Raw genomic sequence first — 20,376 nt, forward strand, 5'->3', positions numbered from 1 at the left:
TTAAACTCCCACGATGTAAACGAGGATAATGTAATGAAGCAGTAAATAGGCACCGGACAGATTTCTAAATAGCGAGGCGGTCTTTTTCGATTTGCGCAGCAGATAGGCCAGACTGACAGCCACGTATAGAGTCAGCGCCAGTGGTGGCAGAAGGTGCGGTTTAAGGTAGAAGATCACGCCGACGCCGACAAGAGCCTGACTGATGGAAAGAGCCCAGGCTCCTGAGATGCCAAAAATATTGGAATAGCTGGGTACATGATCGCGCTCTTCTTCAGGGGCAAAGGTTTTGCGGGCAAATTCAAACAAGTTGAAAAAGGCCCAGTTCATCAGGAAGAACAAAGCATGATGCCAATTCAACTGAGAAAGATCGGCATTGGTCATCGCGACGCCAGCGGAAAGCCCCAAGAGAGTGCTGACAAAGGTGTGGGTCACCGCATAAGTCGTCAGATGCGGGCGAAGCAGATCGCCGATAAAGAACTCTTCATACATCATCAAGCTGTAGCCGATGGCCATTGCCTGAATTAAGAATGGTGAAAGCCCCAAAGAGCCCGCGATCACGAGTTCAAAGACGATTAAAAGTAACAGTGCTTTCTTCACTTCCGCCACGGAAAGGACTCCGCGGGCCAGAGGACGCGTGGGATTGACCTTTAGGTCCACCTCGTAGTCTTTGATTTCATCAAAAAGACGCATGCGGAAAAAGAACGATAGCAATAGCACAAAGACAATGGCGAAGCGGCCCCAATCCCAGTCCATCTTCAATGACTGGGAAAGGAACAGCCCGTTGGCCCATGTGAACAGAAAAATCATGGGCACATAGGAAGTGGGACTGAATCTTTCTTTAATCAGTATCCACCACTTAGCCAATCACAACTCCCGGTTCTTTCAGTTGATCGCGCAGGACTTTGTACTCGACTTTGGAATGATGGCGCGGGTCCATTGGAACCTTGTTGACGAATTTGATTTCATCCACAGGGATTTTGTTTTTCTCAAAGACCCGCTGAATTTCTCTTTTTGCCGAGGCAAAATCAAAAGAGCCCTTGTCGATACCCTCTTTCAGTTCCACCACGGCATACGTGGCCTGACCTAGTTTTGAGTCATCCATACCCAGGAAGGCACAGCGATAAGTGAAGTCCATGCGTTTCAGCAGAACTTCGGCACGAACCGGGAAATAGTATTTGCCAGCGCGTTCGATGGCATTATTCACGCGGCCGACGATCCACAAATTTTTATCGGTGTCGATATAGGCCAAATCCCCCGTGCGATGCCACACGCGATTTTGTTCGTCCAAAATCTTGGTGGTCTTAAAGGCATCCGGATTATTGTAGTAATCACGACAAACGTGGTCGCCAGTACAGATAAACTCACCGACTTCACCGTTGGGCACTTCGATTTTGGACCATGGAGAATCTTTTATTTCGATAGGACCATCTTTGATGCGGATAAAGCGATAGTCGATGTCCTCGCTGATATGGCCGACGTTCACACCTTCCTCGATAATTTCGGGGTCTGTGATATTGCTTTCTTTTAGCATGTCACGGCCTTCGATATGGGCCATCGGCTCGGCTTCTGTGGAACCATAAAGAATCCACAGGTCGGTCTGCGGTGCGATTTCATAGAAGGCCTTTACGTCATCTTTAGAAATCGGTGCGCCCCCCGTGACCACCCGGCGCAGGCCGGTCAGTTGGATGTTGTTTTCTTTACAGTATTTCGCCACGCCCACAAGCATGCTTGGGGAAAGGGTCGTGCAGTTGATATTTTCGCTTAAGATCTGACATGTCAGCAACGCTGAATCATGGGCCGCCGGAGCTGCCAGATTCAATGCTGGCAGAATGGTTGTCACACCGGAGGCCAGATTGTTCAAACTGAAGATAGGAAAAGCCGGCATGTCCTTGTCTTTATCGGTGTAAGGAATTACGTGAGAAAGAGCATGGTGCTGCGCCGACAGGAAGCGGTGAGTGCGGTTGGCACCTTTTGGTTTTCCAGTGGAACCGGTGGTAAAGGTAATCAATGCTGTAAATTCACTTTCAACCGGTTCGATCGGGGAGGGCTCCTGTTTCAGAAGCTCTTCAAACTTATGTGTGAACTTGTCCCCCGGGCCATATAGGATGCGAATCGGCATGGATTTAAACTCTGGAACTTGTTCGACCAGATCAAAAGCCATTTTAAAGCTGATCATGGCCTTCGGTCCCACGCATTCTGCCGATGCCCCCAAGTGATGGCTGCGCGCCCATGAATCCAGGAAGACGGCAATGGCACCAATACGTTGAACGGCGAACATCGCTGTGTACATGTCCAGACTCATTGGCAGGAAGATGATCACGCGATCCCCTTTTTTAATGCCAATGTCCATCAGACCGCGTGCAAAAGAATTAATACGGGCGGCGAAATGACGGTAAGTGATCTCGTCGTGTTGGATGGGAGTTTTGGGATTGCCATCCCATTGTGCCAGGGCCTGCGGGTTAGCCCAGCGAAGAGCCACTCTTTCAGGAAATTCGCGCAGGTGTTTTTCCATATAGGTGATAACGTTGTTACGTTCGTCACTGCCGGGATAATAGCCGATTTTATTGCCAGTGCTTGAGCCTGTCTGCGGCGTTGCTTTAACCGCACTGATCAGATCAGCCACGTGGGACCATAAAAGGCCATGACCGGCTTTTTCCAGATGGACCACTTTGTGAGACGGGTACTGCTTGATAATTTCCATTTGTACCGCTTCCTGACTGATCTTGTCTTCTTTACCGAAGATCACGGTCACGGGAACATTGCAGACGTCTTTGGATGTCCAGGGGTTGTCCTGCATTTTTATTTTATTAAAAGCGGTCTTCTGCCAGAGTTTCCAGTCTTGCAGACGATCCTGCACCTTCTTTAGATACGGCAAAGAGTCCGACTTTAAAGGATAAATCAGATCTGCGAAGAAGGAATCTTTGGTTTTCGCGTGACTGGATTGGATCAGCTTGTCCCCCAGAACCGGTAATTTCAGCAGTCCTTTGGCCAGGCCTGGAAGTTCTCGTTCTGGTTTGATGTATGGGGTTACTAAAATGACCTGCTCGATGTACTGTTCATACTTGGGCAGGGACTTTAAAATACGATAACCGCCCCAGGAATGACCGATTAGAATTTTTTTTGAAGTGTCCTGCGTCAACAGGCGAATCCATTCTTCGCTTTGTGCATCCACGGCCAGCAGATTGTAGTCTTTCCCCAGGGCATTTTTAAGCAAATCCCAGTCTTCGGGGTGTCCCGGATTTCCATGAAGAGCAATGATGGTTTTCATATGCTGACTCCTTTGCTGCGCAACCTGTAGAAGTCCCGCAGGCGCGGATTGCTTCTATAAACTGTTGTGTCTGTTTTCAGATTTGCCTGCCCTTCGATCTTGCCGCGGACGGAAATATCCCGCAGAACGTTCGAGGCTGCTTGAGCTTCCAAAGAGGCACCAAGATCAAGGGAGGCTAAATAATCCTTTTTATCGGAGGGAACTTCCACGACCTTTAGCAAGGAACCGTCGTCCAGCTTGGAGGTCATCTCGTGAATGGAAAATCCCGCGGGAGTGTCAAATAAATGAGCCCAGAAGTCACACATCAGCCCGCGCTGATCCGGCAACAGACCGTGATGGATATTGATACATCCCATTTTGGGAAGAGCGAGCAGCTTCTTTTTGAAGAACGAGCGCGTGCGTGCATTTAAAATCAGATCGGGCTGGAGTTCTGAAAGCAGATGCAGACTTTCTGCCGAGTTGACATCTTTTACAATCAGGACTTTCTTGCCTGCGGCTGCATAAGCGGCCTGCTTTCTTTTCAGGGAGTCATCAAAGAAGTTCTTTAGCAAATGCCAGCCCATTTTGGGTGCGGCCAGAGTCAGAATTAGTAACAGGGCTTTTAAAATAATATCGAAGCTGCGGTTGTCGATAACGACCAGAGCTTCAATATTTGGATCTTTTGCCAGCGGCAAAACCAGATTGTCGTAATTATGGGGAACAAAGGTCACCGCAGAGGTGACCAGCAGTGTTTTCATAGATACAGCTCTTCAATTTTATCCCTGAAGCGTTGATCCAGAACTTTTCTTTTTACTTTCAAGGACGGGGTCAGTTCGCCTCCCTCAACGGTGAATTCGTTGGGAAGAACCACATACTTTTTGATGCTCTCAAAGCTTGCCAGCTGAGAATTGGTTTCAGCCACCGCCTTGCGAATCAGATCCTGTACAAAAGGCGACTGGACAAAACTCTTCCAGTCAGATGGGTCAGCGCCCTTTTCCCGCGCCAGATTTTCCACCGTTGGACGATCCAGTGTGATCAAGGCCACGATGTATTTCTTCTGATCGCCGTGAACCAGAACATTGGCAATATAAGGTGACAGAGTCAGCAGCCCTTCCAGGCGCTGAGGTGCCACATATTTTCCGCCTGCCGTTTTGATCAGATCTTTTTTGCGATCTGTGATTTTCAAATCACCACCGGGCAGAATTTCCCCGATGTCTCCGGTGTGGAACCAGCCATCGGTGAAGACTTCTTTGGTGGCTTCAGGATTTTTGTAGTATTCCTTCATGACCTTGTCGCTTTTTACAAGGATTTCACCATCATCAGCGATCTTTAGTTTCACTTCGCCAATGGGACGACCCACGCTGCCAAAGCGATAGTTGAATGGCGTATTTACTGTAATGGCAGCTGTGGTTTCAGTCAGCCCGTAACCTTCCAGAATCAAAATGCCGGCAGCGTGGAAGAACAGCGCAATTTCTTTGGAAATCGGGGCGCCGCCGCTGATGGCAAAGCGCAGACGACCACCGAAAGCCTCAGTGATTTTGCCCAGCACCAGCTTGCGTGCCAGCTCGTATTTCAGCAGCAGATCCAAAGGCAGGACCTGACCGCTCATTTTGTATTCGCCGACCTTTTTGCCCACTTCCAGTGCCCAGTTGAAAATTTTTAGTTTCATGGGCTGGGTTTGAATCTGAGCAAAGACGGCTGCATAAATTTTTTCAAAGATACGGGGTACAGAGATCAGGAAAGTCGGGCGGATCTCGGGCAGATTGCCACGGATTTTTTCCAGACTTTCAGCAAAGGCCAGAGTAAAGCCAATGTAAGTGTGACCCCAGTGTTCAATACGACCCAGAATATGGGCATACGGCAGGAAGGAAAGGGAAATGTCTTTTTCAGTGGCTCCGCACAATGGGAAGGCTTCACTGACTTCGCTGATGGCCTGAAGGTGAGTCATGACCACACCTTTGGGACGGCCGGTGGTTCCTGAAGTGTAGAGAATGGTGGCCAGGTCCTCGGGCTTCAACGAACCGCACAGCTCGTGGAACTGAGATGGATTTTTTGCCAGATAGGCCTTACCCAGTTCCAGCAGACGGGGCCAGGTCAGGGCTTCAGGATTTGGACAGGTTTCGTCAAAGACCACGATCTTTTCAATCAAAGGACATTTGTCTTTGACGGCTTCAAACGTTTTCAGAGGACCGCGGGATTCGGTCAACAGGATACGAGCTTCACTGTTGTTCAGAATGTATTCGACATCTTCGGGTGTGTTGTTTTGATAAATAGGAACTGTGACGGCTTTGATGCCGAAAATTCCCAGATCTGAAGTGGACCATTCAAGACGGGTGTTGGCCATGATTGCCACGCGATCGCCGGGCTTGATCCCCAGGGATAGCAGGGCACAGCCGACAGTTTCAATGTCCGCATAGTATTCGGCCCAGTTCTTGGTTTTCCATGTGTCGTTAGACTTAAACTGCACGGCCACGTTATGAGGGTTGCGGCTGCGCATACTTAAAATAGATTGTCCCAAGGTGGTGGGCTTCGTCATGATGAAAACTCCTCAGTTGCTGCAAACGAACGACGAAGTGATTATTTCAGATACAAATCTACAATTTTTCTCTGGTCCGCAGGAACAGTAATTGTGGTTTCTGCAGAGAGTCCTGTCGTCTTATTTCTAGCTTGTATTTTAACACCGACTTCCGCTTGGATCAGGTAGGCATCGCCACTGGGCTTGATGGTCACAGGAACTCCGGCAATACGCAGTTCTGGATTGGCTCCACCGTTAACGATGTTGATGATCAATGAGGCCACGCGCGGAAGTCTTTGCAGAGTTCCGGTGAATGAATAAGCCTCATAAGTCGGAGTGATTGTTGTTACGAGATCCGTATAGCCCTCTTTCACCAGACGCAAACTGTAAGGTGTGTTGGCTTTGACAGTTTTACGAACCGGGGTGAATTCTCCTGTATCCACGCCATCAATCACCACGCGGGCACCGCCCGGATTGGAATAGATGGTCACAGTGTATTCCGGAGAAGTTGCTGCCAGTTCTGCCTGCTGCAAGCCGTTTGCTGAGGCCGGACCTTTGCCCGCCGGGCTCGGAGCCAAACCTGCGGTTGCGGCAGTTTTTGGTGCGGATTTTTTTGCAAAGAAGTTGGTGTAGCCCCACCATAGCCCCACGACCACCAGAAGAGCCCCCACGGCTTTCATCGCAAGACCCGTGATGTCCTCAATATTTGAACCGGCGGGTTGTTTTGAAATGGACGTGCGTGTTCCCATCTGTGAAAGACTGGATGGGGTGCGTGTCATCGCATTTGGTCCGGACGTGAATGTGCCGGTGGCCTGAGTGCGTGTGTGAGTGATATTTGTATCGGTCGCAGAGGCTCCTGGAACTCTCGGCATGGAGGGTTTCGGTGGAGTTTTCAGGTTGTCCAGATTCACACGAATATCCGTGGATGTATCCAGATCCAGCTTTTCTTCACCCTCCGGCATATCGTTGGGAACCTGAGCCGGACGGGAAGGCGAACGCATATCAGTTTGTGTGACAATGGTTTTGTCTTCAGATATATCAGTTTGTGTGACAATGGTTTTGTCTTCAGATGTGGGTTGCGCCTGAACTTTGGCAAACTCGACAAGTTTGCGACGCTGTTCAAGGAAAGCTGCAGAGAAAGCATTTTTCATGAACACGCTGAAATCGTGTGGAGAAAACTCCGGATACTGCGTATTCAGGAAGCGGTTCAGATCGCGGTGCAGGGCCGCCGCAGTCTGATAACGAAGACTTTTATCTTTTGCCAGTGCTTTGTTAACGATTCTTTCCAGTTCCGGTGGAACGGAAGGATTGATCTTGCGAATGGAAGGAACCTGACATTCGCGGATCTTGCGCAAGATCGCCGCTTCACTGTTGGAAGTGAACAGGCGATCGTTGGCCAAAAGCTCCCAAAGCACGATACCCATCGAGAAAATATCCGTGCGCGGGTCAATAGACTGACCGTCAGCCTGCTCCGGACTCATATAGCCGTATTTGCCCTTCAGGGTGCCGGCTTTGGTGGCTTCCAATTGGGTTTCGGCTTTGGCGATACCGAAGTCGATGATTTTTACTTCGCCTTCGAAGCTGACCATGATGTTCTGAGGACTCATGTCACGGTGAACGATGTTCAAAGGCTTTCCTGTCGTGCCATCAAGACAGCGGTGAGCATGGTCAAGACCTGCTGCGACCTCTTTGATCATGTAAACGATCTGCTCGATGGTGAACTGGGTGTTGGTTTTTTTAAGTTCGTTCAGAATCTGGCGGAGGTTGCGGCCTTCGACGTATTCCATGACCAGGAAGAACTGGGCTCTTTCCACCCCGAAATCATAAATTGAGACAACGTTCCCGTGATTCAGATTCACGGCGATCTTTGCCTCTTCTTTAAACATCTCAATAAAGTCCTGATGATCAGAATACTGCGGCAGAATACGCTTAATAGCGACAAACTTATTGACGCCAACAGCACCTGTGGATTTCGACAGATACACCTCGGCCATCCCACCGGCGGCGAGTCTCTCTAGAAGAATGTATTTACCGAACTGTTCCACAGCTTGAGACATGAATTCATGTTCCCCTTTGAGAGGACTATCGGTAAAATAAAAGTAATCCTTAAGGAGTTTCAAAGATGAAATGGATAGGACTGACCGGAGGTATAGCTTGTGGCAAAAGTACAGTGAGCCGAATGCTCCGCAGTCACGATATTCCAGTCGTGGATGCAGATGAAATTGCCAAAGAAGTTGTGAAACCCGGATCTTCTGGACTTAAGTCTGTCATACAGGAGTTCGGTCCTGAATTTCAAACTCCGGAAGGTGCTTTGGACCGCCGCAAGTTAGGCCAGCGGGTTTTTGGCAACCCCGAGCAGCTTCATAAGCTTGAGGCGATTTTGCATCCCTTGATTCGTGAGGAAACCCGTCGTCGCCGTCGTTTGCACGAGGACATGGGGGCGCCACTGGCTATATATGACATTCCTTTGCTTTTTGAAACCAAAGCCAAGGATCAGTTTGATGGGGTCATTGTCGTATCCTGTACGAAGGAACAACAAAAAGAACGTCTGCGTCGTCAGGGATGGTCCGAGGATGAAATCGAGATGCGTATAGCCTCACAGATTTCCCTGCAATCCAAGGAACAGGAAGCGGATTTTGTTTTAAACAATAATCGTGACGAGCAGCACTTGATTCGGGAAGTGGACCGCCTGCTGAAATGGCTCGACGGCCTTAAGAATTAAAACTGAAAGTTATATCCAAATTGCGCGTATAAATCCGGGCCTGTGACAGAAAAACCGGTTCCGATTTCCCCGGTGAAAGTGTCGCCTGCGCCAATGCCGGCGTGAACACGCCAGCGACGAATCTCGATCAAGCCACTGATGCCATCGGCGGTGTCCAGATAGGCATGGCCGCCCAGTCGGGCATAGGGCACGAAGCGATCATCGGGTGCAAAGTACCAGCGATGCCCGACTCCGGCTCCCAGAAACTGCTCGTTGTTGACCGAGACTTCATAGTCCCAGACCGGCAGAGGATCTTTTTTGATGGAGCTCAGACGCACTAAAAGGTAAGGCCCCTGCATCCATTCTTCACGCTCCAGATAGTTTCCACTTTGATAGCCAAGCGCAAGATTCAGAATATATTCTTTTCTGACTGGGAAATCAGACGCTTTCAGCGTGCCCAGATATTCGTCGTTCTCGCCCTTTAAAGGGGAGGTTTCTAAAGTGGTCGTTGTTGTGGGCGCGGCATGAAGCCGGATTGAACTCACGACCAAGGTCAAAAAAAGTAAGAAGGTAAAAACTCGCATAAGACAAAGTATAAATTATGTCTACAATCAATGGTAAGAATTTTGGAGGCAAAAATATGTCTAAAAGAGGATTCCTGTTCCTCGCGGGCCTGACTGCGATGATTTCCGGTACGAGCGCACAGGCTGAAAGCATCAGCACGACCATTCACCATCATTATCAAGCCCCACGTGCGTTGGGAATGGGTGATGCCTTTGTTGCTGTTGCCAATGATTATTCGGCCATTTTCTATAATCCAGCGGGTCTGGCACGCCGTGAAGACGGGCAAATCAATCTGTCTATTAGCGCTGCCGGAACTCCGAAGGCGATGGACTTCTACAATGAGTTTTCAGATATCGACAAGAGATATGACTCCACTCAGGAGCAGCAAAAAACTCAAGCTTATCTGGAGCTGATTGAAAAGAACTACGGTGAGGTCTATTCCTTGCGTTTGTCTCCGATGGAGGGGTTCTGGGTTCGTCCGAACTGGGGTGTTGCGCTGATTCCTGCGGATATATCCATTGAAATGGCCATGCACCAGCTTGTTGGCCCGGCGGTGAATACGACGGTGTATGCCGATACCACGTTGGGGTTGGCGTATGCCGATGACATGAAGGGGATTGAAAACGGTCGTCTGTCCTGGGGTGTGACCGGGAAGTTTGTGAATCGTGGCTTTTATAGTAAGCCGATCAGTGCTACAGACTTTGCTGATGGCAGCGAGATTCTGAAAAAAGAGGACATGCTGGAAGGCTATACTATTGATGCGGATGTGGGTTTGTTGTGGACCCCGGAACTGCCGGATTCAGGTTTCTGGTCGGTGTTGCGCTTGGCTCGCCCCACTTTCGGGATGGTTGTTAGAAATATTGCTGAAACTGGCTTTGGATCTTCCTTGAAACTTTTGAACAAAGAAAAGATGAACGGCACGCCTGAAAAGCTTTATCGTGTTGTCGATCTGGGAACGCGCTGGGAGTATCCGTCGGCATGGATCTTCGGTGGCCGTGGTGTGCTTGATGTCAGAGACCTGGGGCATCCGGATTTCAACTGGAGAAAAGGTGTTCACATTGGTTTTGAGTTCGACTGGACAGTGACAACCTGGTGGAAGGGGCACTATCGCGTGGGCTTGAAAGAATCCTTCTGGACCGCTGGCCTCTCTGCCGAACTCGGCATCTTCAACCTCGATCTGGTCAGCTACGCCAACGACGTAGGTACCAAAAACACCCCCATAGAAAGCCGAGTGTACGCCACCCGCCTAAACCTCGACTTCTAAAAGGTACCTGCTTACTTTTTCCGAAGCGGTGAGTTATTTGTCCGACGTTCGGATCTTAAAAAAGCAAAACGGCCCTAAAATGGGCCGTTTTCTATTTTGTTGCAGAGCTTCTGCAAAAGTAAGCAGGTACCTTTTAGGGAGTTGGTTGCCATTGTTCTAGGAGGGCTTTGCCGATGGCTTCGATGTCGGCGGTTGCGATGTCGATGCCGGCTGTTGTTGCAGCTTCATTGATGTCGGAACAGATGGAGCTGTTCGCAACACTGGCTCCTCCACAAGTCGCAGTGTAAACCGTCTGAATGGATTCACCAATAGCAATGATTGCCTCTGGAGCAGCACCTACAGTGGGATTTTGTAGAATCTCGCCAATAGCTTGCTCAATTGAGTTTTGGCAGGCACTAAGATCTGCGCCACCGCCGCAGGAACCCAAGCCTAACTTGTCTGCTGCATCGGCCAATGCTGTGGAGCTTTTTGCCAAAGCACCAATCAAGGCCAGACCTTTTTGTCCTGAACGATTGCAGTCCAGTGCCGTCTGGTTTGCCAGAGCTGGGCTGTTAAAGTTCAGTACTGTCAGCATGGAAGTCGCACCGGCTCCCTGATCACTCATAGCATCCAGAGCTTTGGAAAGGTTTTCGGCGCTGGTCACTTGTGCGGAGATAAAGCCAGCAGCGCAGCGAAGTGTGTAGGCTTGCGGAGAGGTCAGGCCTGAGATTTTACTGACGCAGGCACTGGCTGATGCGGCATCGCGAGCTTCGTCCATGCAGAACTGGGCTTCGGCGATCATGTCTTTCTCAGTTTGTTCAGCCTCACATCCCGTGAGAAGTGCTGCGCTCAATCCTAGAATCAAAGTTGCCATTTTCTTCGAAAACATTCTGGAACTCCTTATAACGGTCCTAAGTATAGTGAACTTATCGGCACTATCCGAAGGTCCTTAACTCGTAAATTCAGAACTCCTAAATTCGTAATCATCACGGAATAGCAGGACCTAGGATTGTATTTTTGTGAAACGTCTCAATGTGAGGCCCCGGTCTGCCGATATATCTATTGATATATTTCAACCATTTTAAGCGAGGTATCTATGAAAAGGATTTTATGGATAACGCTGATTCAAACTCTCTTGTTGATGGCGTTCACACTGGATGTGAATGCGCGTGAGCGTCGCAGTTTTTATAGCGGAGTCCGCTGTCAGGGGATGGGCGGTGCCTGTCTTGCCGTTACAAATGACGAGACAGCATTGCTGGTGAATCCGGCGGCATTGGGAAAACTTCGTGATTTCTATGGCACTATTTTTGATCCTGAGCTGGAGTTTGGCTATCAGACACAAGGCTTCTACGGCGAAAAAGCGTTCTCAAATCCGTATGCGCTTGAGGATATTCAAGCAGCGCTGGATGCAAAAAGAGGTGCTTACTATCACGCGAAAGCCCAGGTGTTTCCTTCGTTTGTTGGGAAAAATTTCGGAATCGGTTTGTACGGGAATTACATCCTTGATGCCGAAATGGCGCAGGATGGATCAACCATCGACACTTATTATAGAAACGATCTGGCGTTTGTGCTGGGGTTCAATTTCCGTCTGTTTGACGGGCGTGTGAAGCTTGGCTTCAACACCAAACTTATCAGCCGTGTGGAAGTGGACAATCCAACACTGTTGGCAACAGGGCCGCTGGATTATGAATCCATTGGGACAGAGGGTGTGGGTCTTTCCACGGATGTGGGATTGATTCTCGCCGCGCCATGGACATTCATTCCAACTATTTCCGCAGTGGTTCGTGATGTTGGGGGCACCAGTTTCAATCAGGCACATGGTGTCCGAATGAGCACAACGGATCGTCCCAATTTGGTTAAGCAGGACATTGATGTCGCAGCTGCAATCTTTCCGATACACAGCAAGTACGTGCGCTCGGCATGGACAGTGGAATACCGTGGCTTATTAACATCAGAAGATGAAGAGGATAAGTCCAAGTTGATTCACGGCGGTCTCGAATTGAACTTCGGAGATGTGCTTTTCTTAAGGGGCGGATATAATCAAAGATATTGGACTGCGGGTATGGAACTTGCCTCAGAAAAGTTTCAGTGGCAGTTCGCCACTTACGGCGAAGAAATCGGCACCTCGGATTCTCCTCGTGAAGACAGACGTTACACTTTCAAGTTTGCATACCGCTTTTAAGGATGAAGCATGACAGGTTTTAAAAAGACTTTGATATTACTTCTTTCTTTGACGCTGACCACTTCCTGTGGGCAGCCCAATCTATTAACGGACGTGTCGCAAACCGACTCGGATGAGGCTTTGTTCTTTGAGGCAAAAAGAAAAATTGATGAATTGGAGTGGACTGCGGCCATTGATATTATAGAAAACCAGATGAGCGACAGCTACGCAGCTCAGGTGGATGTGCAAGAGGCCTTGGCCGGAGCCTACGCCGGGAAATGCGGTTTTACCTTCGTGGATATTATCAATGGTCTGAGAAACAGCCCGTCCTCGAATCTGTTTCCGTTCTTTATGAATATTTTTGCAGGCAATGTTCTGGATACAAGTGCCTGTGATCGCTCGATCAGCATCATTACGTCTTTCGGTTCGGTTCTGCAAAGAACCAATGATCAGAACTTGTTCCTGACCATTCTGGGGATTGCCCGCATTGGCACGACACTGGGGGCGAAGCTGGATCCGACGCATGATGGGGTTGCTGACGGAGTTTATAAAACAGACTTTAACATTTGTCACAATTACTCCGGAGCGCCGGGCACGAACACGTCCACGGACGGGTGGCCGCAACCGGGGCCGAGTATTCAAAATCCATTAAGTATTCCTGCTCCTGCGGCGGCGCCGGACCGTTCGCTGACGGATACGGAAGCCAAGAAGGTGGCGTCGGGCATTGGAATTATTTTTGAAAACATGTCGGCTTTGGCTTCTGTTCTTAGCGGCGGCAATGCCACTTTGGACGCTTTGGAAGACGCTTTGACAGAATGTGAATCTGTGGCCGGAGCGGGCAATTGTACAGCAACAAATGAAGCGGCTGTGACGCCGGAGCTTTTATATACAATCAGAGTTTTGATGGACTCATCAGCGATGGGGTTTGGAACCTGCACTCCGGGGCAGTATCCTGACGATCCGGGTGATGATCTAAATGATCCGGCATATTGCTGCATTAGACTGAAGCCACCGGTGCCATAATGAAAAGTTTTATCGGACTTCTTATTATTTTAATGCTGTCTTCCTTCAGAGCTTCAGCTCAGGAAATCAATCAGCACTATCGCAACATCCGTTCTTTGGGAATGGGTGGAGCTGCGCTGACGACGATTCGCGGGGCTGAGGCCTTGTTTGTAAACCCTGCGATGATGGATCGTATTGAAGGTTTGGATATACATCTGCTGGGTGTGAACGTCGGGGGACGCATGCTTTCAACAGAGGATCTTGAAGCCATTGAAAATCTGGATGAAAACGATCCTTCGACGTACAACGATCTGTTCGGGCGTCGCATTTACGCCAACGCCATGGGAAGTGCTGCGGTGGCGTTGCCGTTCTTGGGTGTGGGGTATTATACCGACTACAATGTCTCTTTAGAACTTCACAATCCCGGTTATCCGTCTTTCACAACGTACTTTAGAAATGACGAGGCCTATGTGATCGGTGGAGCTTATCCGCTGGGGCCGAAAACCTCGTTGGGGTTGGCGTTAAAACGTATCAATCGCTGGGGTGGAGATGTTCAGGAACTGGGGCTTTCCACAGTTGCCAACGCAGGCGATATGCAAAGTGTGATGGATGAATTTCAGAACAAGGGCACCGGTTATGGCGCGGACTTCGCACTGATGACAGTGGCGGACACGCCCTTAAATCCGACATTGACAGTGGTTTGGAAGGATATCGGAGATACAGCCTTTACTAAAACAGCAGGCAACGATGCCCCCTCGCACATTCCTCAGAACTTAGGAGCCGGGGTTTCGCTGGGAGTTGATTTGCCGGGTTTGGATTGGATCATTGCCCTGGAAGGTCAGCATCTTTTGGACCCGGATATTCAAATCGGCAAAAAGCTGCATTTGGGAACTGAGATTTCTTTGCCCTTTCTGGATCTGCGTGCCGGTGTGAATCAGGGCTATGTGTCTTACGGTGTGGGCTTGGATTTTTTCATATTCCGCATTGATGCTGCAAGTTACACTGAGGAGCTTGGTGTCTATCCCGGCCAGAGTGCAGACAATCGCATTATGGTGGGCCTCAGCATTGATTTAAGCTTTGATGCTAACTTCAAATTCACGGATAATAACGGCAAGAAGAGAAAACTAAAACAACGCCGGTAATCCAAAAATGCTGAAAGTTATTTCCATTGAAAGCAGATCTCAGATTTCCGAGATCTTCGCCAACTATAATCCGAAGGAACAGTCGTGGCTGGTTTCGGATTTGCGCACTAAATTTGAACTTCAGCAAAAAATTCTGGGCCGTGATGGCCAATATGTCGATGAATCTGTTTTGCGTGCCAGTGACCTGTGGAAGATGTTGTTGAAACGTCTGGCCCCGGAACTGCGTTTGGTTAGTGATCCATTTGCGCGGTCCCTTTTGCGTACCATTATGGATGAACATGCTGATGTTTTGGGCGTGAACTCTTCCGCTGAAGACACGGTGTTTAGTTATATTGACCAAATGGCGGCAGTGATCTTTCACCCGGAGGGCACCCAGCGTCTGACAGAATGGTTTGAAAGTCATCCTGAGGCCATGAACCGCTGGAAAGAATGGTATTTACGCGCGCGCTTCTGTGCCATCAAACTTTTGGAAGAGCACCGTGTGATTACAGCAGACTGGATCACGTCTTATTTGCAAAACTTCAATGAGCTTGAAAGAGTCTGGAACATTCCCCTGATTGTGGACTTAAGTGGCGAAATCACCAGAGTTGAAGCCGAGCTTCTGCATGTGCTTTCCCGCTCTGTGGATGTGGTGGTTCTGGAGCCCACTCCGGAATGGCGGAAGGATTTTCATTTTCTCTTAAAGCCCTATGACGATTTGCGTGCGCAAAGTGCAAAAACGGAAAAGCTGCCGAAGCCGCCACAGTCTGTGAAAAAAATCGAGGTGCTGCGCTTTTCCGGGATGCTAGCGGAAATCAAGAACAGTGTGGGCATGGTTCGTCGCTGGCTGGAGCAGGGGATGACCGCGGATAGTATTGCGATCATCGCACCGGATATTGAAACCTACTGGCCGGTTCTTCAGGCTTATATGGCCGAAGAGGGTCTTCCGACCCAGAAGGATATCACCCACAAGGCACAAAGCCTTCCGTCTGTGACCCGCTGGCTGGCATTGTTACGTTCCAAAAGCGGACGTCTGTCCACTTCAGATCTGGAAATTTCCTTTTTTGAAAAAGAGGAAGCTCAACAGCTTCGTTACGAAGAGTTTCGTGCTCTTTTCAAAAGTTTGTATGTAAATGAAGATCTCGCTCGTAATGATGTCGTCCACAAAGTCTTCTTTGAACAGATGGACCTGACGGGCTTTCTGAAGCGTGACGAATTTGTCGCCAAGGCTTTGCTGAGCTGGAATTCGGATGAAACCGATATTGTTCAGGTCATTCTGCGTGAACTGCTGCAAAATGCGATCAGCGCGACCTCTCTGACTTGGAAAGAATGGCTTAGCTATCTTGAAAGCATTGTGGCGGCGAAGGAATACACCTTGGAAAAAGGGGAGCCTCGCGGAGTGATGGTGACCAAGCTGATGTCGGCGCACAGTGAAAAGGCCCGCCGCCGTATCTTTGTCGGTCTGACTGATGAAGCCTTAAAGGGGCGAAATAAGACCCAGCTTTCAGGTCAGGATTATTTTGAACTGGCCAAGGATATTGGCTTTTATCTGGATAATCCCGATCAAAGTGATTTGGAATTTGAACTGCGTTTGCTGGCAGAGGCTGACAGCGATGAGGATCTGTACTGCTTTGGCGCCACCGATTTAAGTGGTTCGTTGTGTTCCCCGGCGACGTTCTGGATGAGTTTGCAGGGAGATCACGAAATGCTGACCGTTCCTTTGGAAACCCGTTGGGATGAACTGCAACACTCACAGCAACGTGGCGAACGATCTCTGTTGGTGGGTCGTAAGCAGCAGGTGGAAGAGCGTATTGAGCAGGATCTGGGGAAAGTTCCTTATGCCGTGATTCAGGGCGCGGAGCTTCCGCGTATTTCCGCTTCGGCAGTGGAAAGCTTCCTGGAGTGTCCGTTTATCTTTGCGGCGCAAAGATATTTCAAATTAAAGGACTTGCCGGATATTGACCTGGATGTGGATCATCGCACGCGCGGGCAGCTGGCCCATGCAATCTTTGAACAGTTGACGATCGAGCCCATGCGTTTTGACTGGACAGTGGCAGAGCTGGAAGAGCTTCTGGAAAAAGTCCGTGTCGAAAAGAAAATGATCTTTGCCGACGAACGCCTGTGGATACCTCTTAAAAAACGTCATGTTCAGCTGGGTCTGCGTTTTGTGGATTTTGAAAAGCGCTGGCGGGAAGAGTTTAAAAAGACCCGCACTGTCGGTCGGGAAAAACGCTTTGAATTCTATCTTGATCCAAAGACAGAAGAGATTCATCGCGAAGCCAAAGACAATTGCTTCCGTATTTCCGGTCAGATTGACCGTGTGGACACCGACGGGGATGGTCATCTGGTTGTCGTGGATTATAAGAGTTCTTCCGGAGGGATTTCCGCCCATGCATCGTGGCTGAAAAATCATGAGCTGCAATTGCTGTTTTATATGTGGGTTTTGGAAAAAGGCCTGATTGAGGACGTGCAGGGCGAAGTGATCGGTTTATTCTATTATGTGTTTAGAAACTTTGAACGCAAAGGATTTAAGGTCGAGGATCTGGCCGGGGCTCTGTATCCGGCATCCAAACGTAAAGACAAGAATGCGACCTTTGAAGCCAAAGAACGTTATCTGACGGAATTTAGTCAGATTCTGATGACAACCTTAGACCGTATCAAAAATGGTGAATGTGACGCCCGTCCGGCCGATTTTAAAACCTGTACGACTTGTGAGTGGAGGCGCCAATGTCGGGCACCACATCTGAATTAAAAAATATCATCCTGCGTGCCGGAGCCGGTGCGGGGAAAACAACCACGCTAACCCAGACCTTCCTGAAGTTCGCCAGCGATTTTCAGAAGCAGCACGGGAAGTTCCCGCGCATTGTGGTAACAACGTTCACGCGCAAGGCAACGCAGGAGCTTAAAGAGCGTCTTTTGGGAAAAGCTCTGGAGGAAAAGCGCGATGATCTGTTTCAGTTTGTCAGCTCCAAGTCACAGGTGCAGATTTCCACCATTCACGGGGTTTTAAGCCTGTTCCTGTCCCGCTATGGATCGTCCATTGGTCTGACTCCCGATTATAAGATCATGAGCGATTCGGAAATTCGTAAGGGCGCACGAAAAATCATGCGCAAGTATCTTCTGGAAAATCCGCAATTGCAGGAGCTCTTGGAAGAGTACGACTTTCAAACTTTGGAAGGGGCTTTGCTAAAATATTTCGGCGAACATGTGATTTTCCCTGGAATGACTTTTATTTCCCGTGATGAGCTGGAGGCGGAAACAGCCAAAACTGTTCAGCAGATTGCCGGACAGTTGCGCCGGGTTTGTCTGGAGATTTCACAGGAAACCTCCAGTGAAAAATGGATCGAATACGCTGGCGCGATGACCGGTTTTTCGTGGGTGGTAAATAACTCGGAATGGGATCAGTTCTTTGAGCGTCTGGACAGTTTTTGGGAGCACACCACGAAGCCCGTGTTCCGCAAGGCCTCGGCACCGTTTAGTTTAAGTCTGAATGAAGAGCTGGAAGAACTGCGCGACCGTATTGATGTGTTGTTAAAGGAATCACGTTATCGTCCGGAATACTGGAATCGTCATCAACGCAACTGTGGTTTGTTCGAGGAGCTGGCAAAAAACTTCAGTCGTGACTTTATGCAGACCAAGCTTGAAAACGGCTTGCTGTCGATGAGTGATCTTGAAACTCTGGCCTATAAAATTATCATGGAGCAACCCGAAGCTGCGGTGAAGTTTTCCCTGGAATGGGATTTCTGGATGGTCGATGAGTATCAGGATACCAGCCCGGTGCAGGTGCAACTGCTGCGCCATCTTGTTGGCGAAAGACCGGTCTTTATTGTCGGCGACCCTCAGCAAAGTATTTATCTTTTCCGGGGAGCGCGTTCAGAAGTCTTTAAGGAAAAAGTGGATGAGATCGCCGCCCAGAACGGGGATGTGCAGGTCAAACTGGTAAACTATCGGTCTTCACCGGAAGTGCTGGAGTTTTTCAATCACTACTTTACAAAGCTCGGTTCGCAGTTTGCGGCAATGACTCCGGATGAAAGAAAAGAAAAAAAAGGCCCGGCCAATCCGGTCGTGCAGGTTCTTTTGACAGAAACGGGTGATGAGCAGGAGACCTCGGCGGAAGTTCTGGCGACGGTGTCCCGTATTCAGGAGCTGTTACAACAAGGTGTCAGCCCGGAGCAGATTTGTGTTTTGGGGCGCACACACAAGACTTTGGAAGATATTGCGAAGGTGGCACAGGAGTATGGAGTTCCCTTGCAGCTTCATAGTGGCAGTGGGTTTTATGAGCGTCGTGAGGTGCTGGATGCACTGGCAATATTAAAGTTCCTGGTGAATCCTCACGACAATGCCAACTTTGTTTCGTTGTTAAGATCTCCGTGGCTGGCTTTGCCGGATTCTGAAATTGTGAAGTACTGTCATTCCCACCGTCACTCTTTCTGGAAAGAAGCTCTTAAGACGCTGGATGGATGTGAAGAACATCATCCTTTGCGTATATTGAAAGCCCTGTCGGGACAGGCCGAAAGCAAGGGACTGTCCTTTACTTTAAAAAAAGCTTTGATTGATCTGGGGCTGTTTGATTATTCCGCACGTATTGATTCCGCCGGACGGCGCGAGGCCAATCTGTGGAAGGTGGTCGCGTTGTTATCCCAGGAAGAGCGTCGTCCCGGATTTAACTATCTGGATTTCCTGGATGCGAGTCTGGAAACCTTGTCCACAGATGAAGGGGGCGAGGATGCGGATGCGACCCCGGTTATTGAACCCAAACGTGTGAACCTTATGACTGTGCATGCGTCGAAGGGGTTGCAGTTTGATCAGGTGATTTTGCCGGGAATGGGAAATGATCCAAGATCCAGTCATGCTCCGGTTTTAAGTATTCATGAAAAAACGGGGCTGTGGTCCTTGAAGATTCGCAATGAAGAAACTCAGGCAATGGCAGGCAGTGTACTGGCTGATCAGATTGTGGAAGAACTTCGCAAGCGCGAATCCGAAGAGTTTAACCGCGTGCTTTACGTGGCACTGACCCGCGCCAAGGCCGGTGTGACTTTGTTGTGGGATAAAAAGATCGGCAAAAAGTCCTGGGCAGCACAGTGTCCGCTGAACTTGGAAGAAGGTCTGCATGAGGAAAAAGATTTCTCCTATGTTGTCCGCGTTGAAAACTTGCAGCCCGTAAAAATGCTGGAACAGGATCTAGTCGAAAAGGACGTACGTACACCGTGGGCAGGGGCGGAGGTTTCCGAGAAGCGCAAGTACATCTCTGTAACAGAATTAGTGACTCCTGAGGGAGTGCAGGGAGAGGGTTATACGCCGAAAGCTCCGCAGCTTGGAAAAGGTCTGGCTCGGGCACAGCAGGGAACCAATGCCCATCGTTTGTTCGAGGCCTTGAAGTTTACGCCGTTCGAGGATCTTTTGAAGATTTCAGATGAAGACCTGCGTAAGCCGCTGGAGTTTTTGGCCCGGACCTCTGAACTTCCGTTGCTGAAGATTATTGAAAATGGCTTTGTAGAGTGGGGCTTTGCCTTGAAATACAAGGATGCTCTGATGCAGGGGCAGATCGATCTTTGGGGTGTCGTGGACGGGACTTTGTGGATGGTGGATTACAAAACGGGGTCGCAGCGGTATTCCGATATGGCCTTCCGCCAGTTGGAAGCTTACACATGGGCGCTGTCTCGTATGAACTACCTGCAAGGTGTATCGCAGATTAAGCTGGCGGTTGTTTACCCTATGGATGAGATCGTGAAGATTGAAACAGTGGGTGACCCTCAGGAGCTGAACAAACAGCTAGAGAAAAGCATCGACAACTATTTCCTTGTCTAGGTATTCAGGGTTCC

14 protein-coding genes are annotated in these 20,376 nt (G+C 49.3%); 7 read left to right on the forward strand and 7 right to left on the reverse strand.

Annotated features, from left to right (window positions below; all coding sequences use genetic code 11):
* The 5 genes from EZJ49_RS15510 to EZJ49_RS15530 are packed head-to-tail and all read right to left on the reverse strand — an operon-like array spanning position 1 to position 7,819.
* Positions 1-864 carry a UbiA family prenyltransferase gene (locus EZJ49_RS15510; protein ID WP_262553173.1) on the reverse strand — a complete coding sequence of 288 codons (864 nt, stop codon included), beginning with the start codon at positions 862-864 and terminating at the stop codon, positions 1-3.
* Positions 857-3,268 carry an alpha/beta fold hydrolase gene (locus EZJ49_RS15515; protein ID WP_262553174.1) on the reverse strand — a complete coding sequence of 804 codons (2,412 nt, stop codon included), beginning with the start codon at positions 3,266-3,268 and terminating at the stop codon, positions 857-859. Before EZJ49_RS15515 ends, EZJ49_RS15510 begins: the two co-directional genes overlap by 8 nt.
* Positions 3,265-4,005: a formyltransferase family protein gene (locus EZJ49_RS15520; RefSeq protein ID WP_262553175.1), complete on the reverse strand. Its 741-nt coding sequence runs from the start codon at positions 4,003-4,005 to the stop codon at positions 3,265-3,267. Before EZJ49_RS15520 ends, EZJ49_RS15515 begins: the two co-directional genes overlap by 4 nt.
* The gene (locus EZJ49_RS15525; RefSeq protein ID WP_262553176.1) at positions 4,002-5,783 is read right to left on the reverse strand and encodes an AMP-dependent synthetase/ligase; all 1,782 of its coding nucleotides are present in this window, start codon (positions 5,781-5,783) and stop codon (positions 4,002-4,004) included. The genes EZJ49_RS15520 and EZJ49_RS15525 overlap by 4 nt, the downstream gene beginning before the upstream one ends.
* A 41-nt stretch (positions 5,784-5,824) precedes the next feature.
* A complete protein-coding gene (locus EZJ49_RS15530) occupies positions 5,825-7,819 on the reverse strand; it encodes a protein kinase domain-containing protein (protein WP_262553177.1) in 1,995 nt (664 codons plus the stop codon).
* 65 nt (positions 7,820-7,884) lie between these two features.
* Here EZJ49_RS15530 and coaE point away from each other — a divergent pair, with 65 nt between their 5' ends.
* Entirely contained in the window at positions 7,885-8,484 is a 600-nt protein-coding gene (gene coaE / locus EZJ49_RS15535) for a dephospho-CoA kinase (protein WP_262553178.1), read from the forward strand.
* On the opposite strand, the gene EZJ49_RS15540 is transcribed toward coaE, so the two are convergent.
* A complete protein-coding gene (locus EZJ49_RS15540) occupies positions 8,481-9,008 on the reverse strand; it encodes a hypothetical protein (RefSeq protein ID WP_262553179.1) in 528 nt (175 codons plus the stop codon). The genes coaE and EZJ49_RS15540 overlap by 4 nt on opposite strands.
* 95 nt (positions 9,009-9,103) lie before the next feature.
* Between EZJ49_RS15540 and traF the strand changes: the two genes are divergently transcribed.
* A complete protein-coding gene (traF, locus tag EZJ49_RS15545; protein WP_262553180.1) occupies positions 9,104-10,291 on the forward strand; it encodes a conjugal transfer protein TraF in 1,188 nt (395 codons plus the stop codon).
* 133 nt (positions 10,292-10,424) lie between these two features.
* Here the strand turns inward: traF and EZJ49_RS15550 are convergent, their stop codons facing one another.
* On the reverse strand, positions 10,425-11,159 hold the full coding sequence (locus EZJ49_RS15550) for a hypothetical protein (RefSeq protein ID WP_262553181.1): 735 nt from the start codon (positions 11,157-11,159) through the stop codon (positions 10,425-10,427).
* Between the two features lie 207 nt (positions 11,160-11,366).
* Here EZJ49_RS15550 and EZJ49_RS15555 point away from each other — a divergent pair, with 207 nt between their 5' ends.
* From EZJ49_RS15555 to EZJ49_RS15575, 5 genes are read left to right on the forward strand one after another with little or no spacing between them, the layout of a single operon-like run.
* Complete coding sequence (locus tag EZJ49_RS15555; protein ID WP_262553182.1) at positions 11,367-12,452, forward strand: hypothetical protein; 1,086 nt, start codon at positions 11,367-11,369, stop codon at positions 12,450-12,452.
* Positions 12,453-12,461: 9 nt separating this feature from the next.
* A complete protein-coding gene (locus tag EZJ49_RS15560; RefSeq protein WP_262553183.1) occupies positions 12,462-13,454 on the forward strand; it encodes a hypothetical protein in 993 nt (330 codons plus the stop codon).
* Positions 13,454-14,575: a hypothetical protein gene (locus EZJ49_RS15565; protein ID WP_262553184.1), complete on the forward strand. Its 1,122-nt coding sequence runs from the start codon at positions 13,454-13,456 to the stop codon at positions 14,573-14,575. Before EZJ49_RS15560 ends, EZJ49_RS15565 begins: the two co-directional genes overlap by 1 nt.
* Positions 14,576-14,582: 7 nt before the next feature.
* The gene (locus EZJ49_RS15570) at positions 14,583-17,306 is read left to right on the forward strand and encodes a PD-(D/E)XK nuclease family protein (RefSeq protein ID WP_262553185.1); all 2,724 of its coding nucleotides are present in this window, start codon (positions 14,583-14,585) and stop codon (positions 17,304-17,306) included.
* Positions 17,282-20,362: a UvrD-helicase domain-containing protein gene (locus EZJ49_RS15575; protein ID WP_262553186.1), complete on the forward strand. Its 3,081-nt coding sequence runs from the start codon at positions 17,282-17,284 to the stop codon at positions 20,360-20,362. The genes EZJ49_RS15570 and EZJ49_RS15575 overlap by 25 nt, the downstream gene beginning before the upstream one ends.
* The last annotated feature ends 14 nt before the right edge of the window (positions 20,363-20,376 follow it).

Origin of the sequence: Bdellovibrio bacteriovorus (assembly GCF_025558485.1) — a bacterium.
Lineage (GTDB): Bacteria > Bdellovibrionota > Bdellovibrionia > Bdellovibrionales > Bdellovibrionaceae > Bdellovibrio > Bdellovibrio bacteriovorus_G.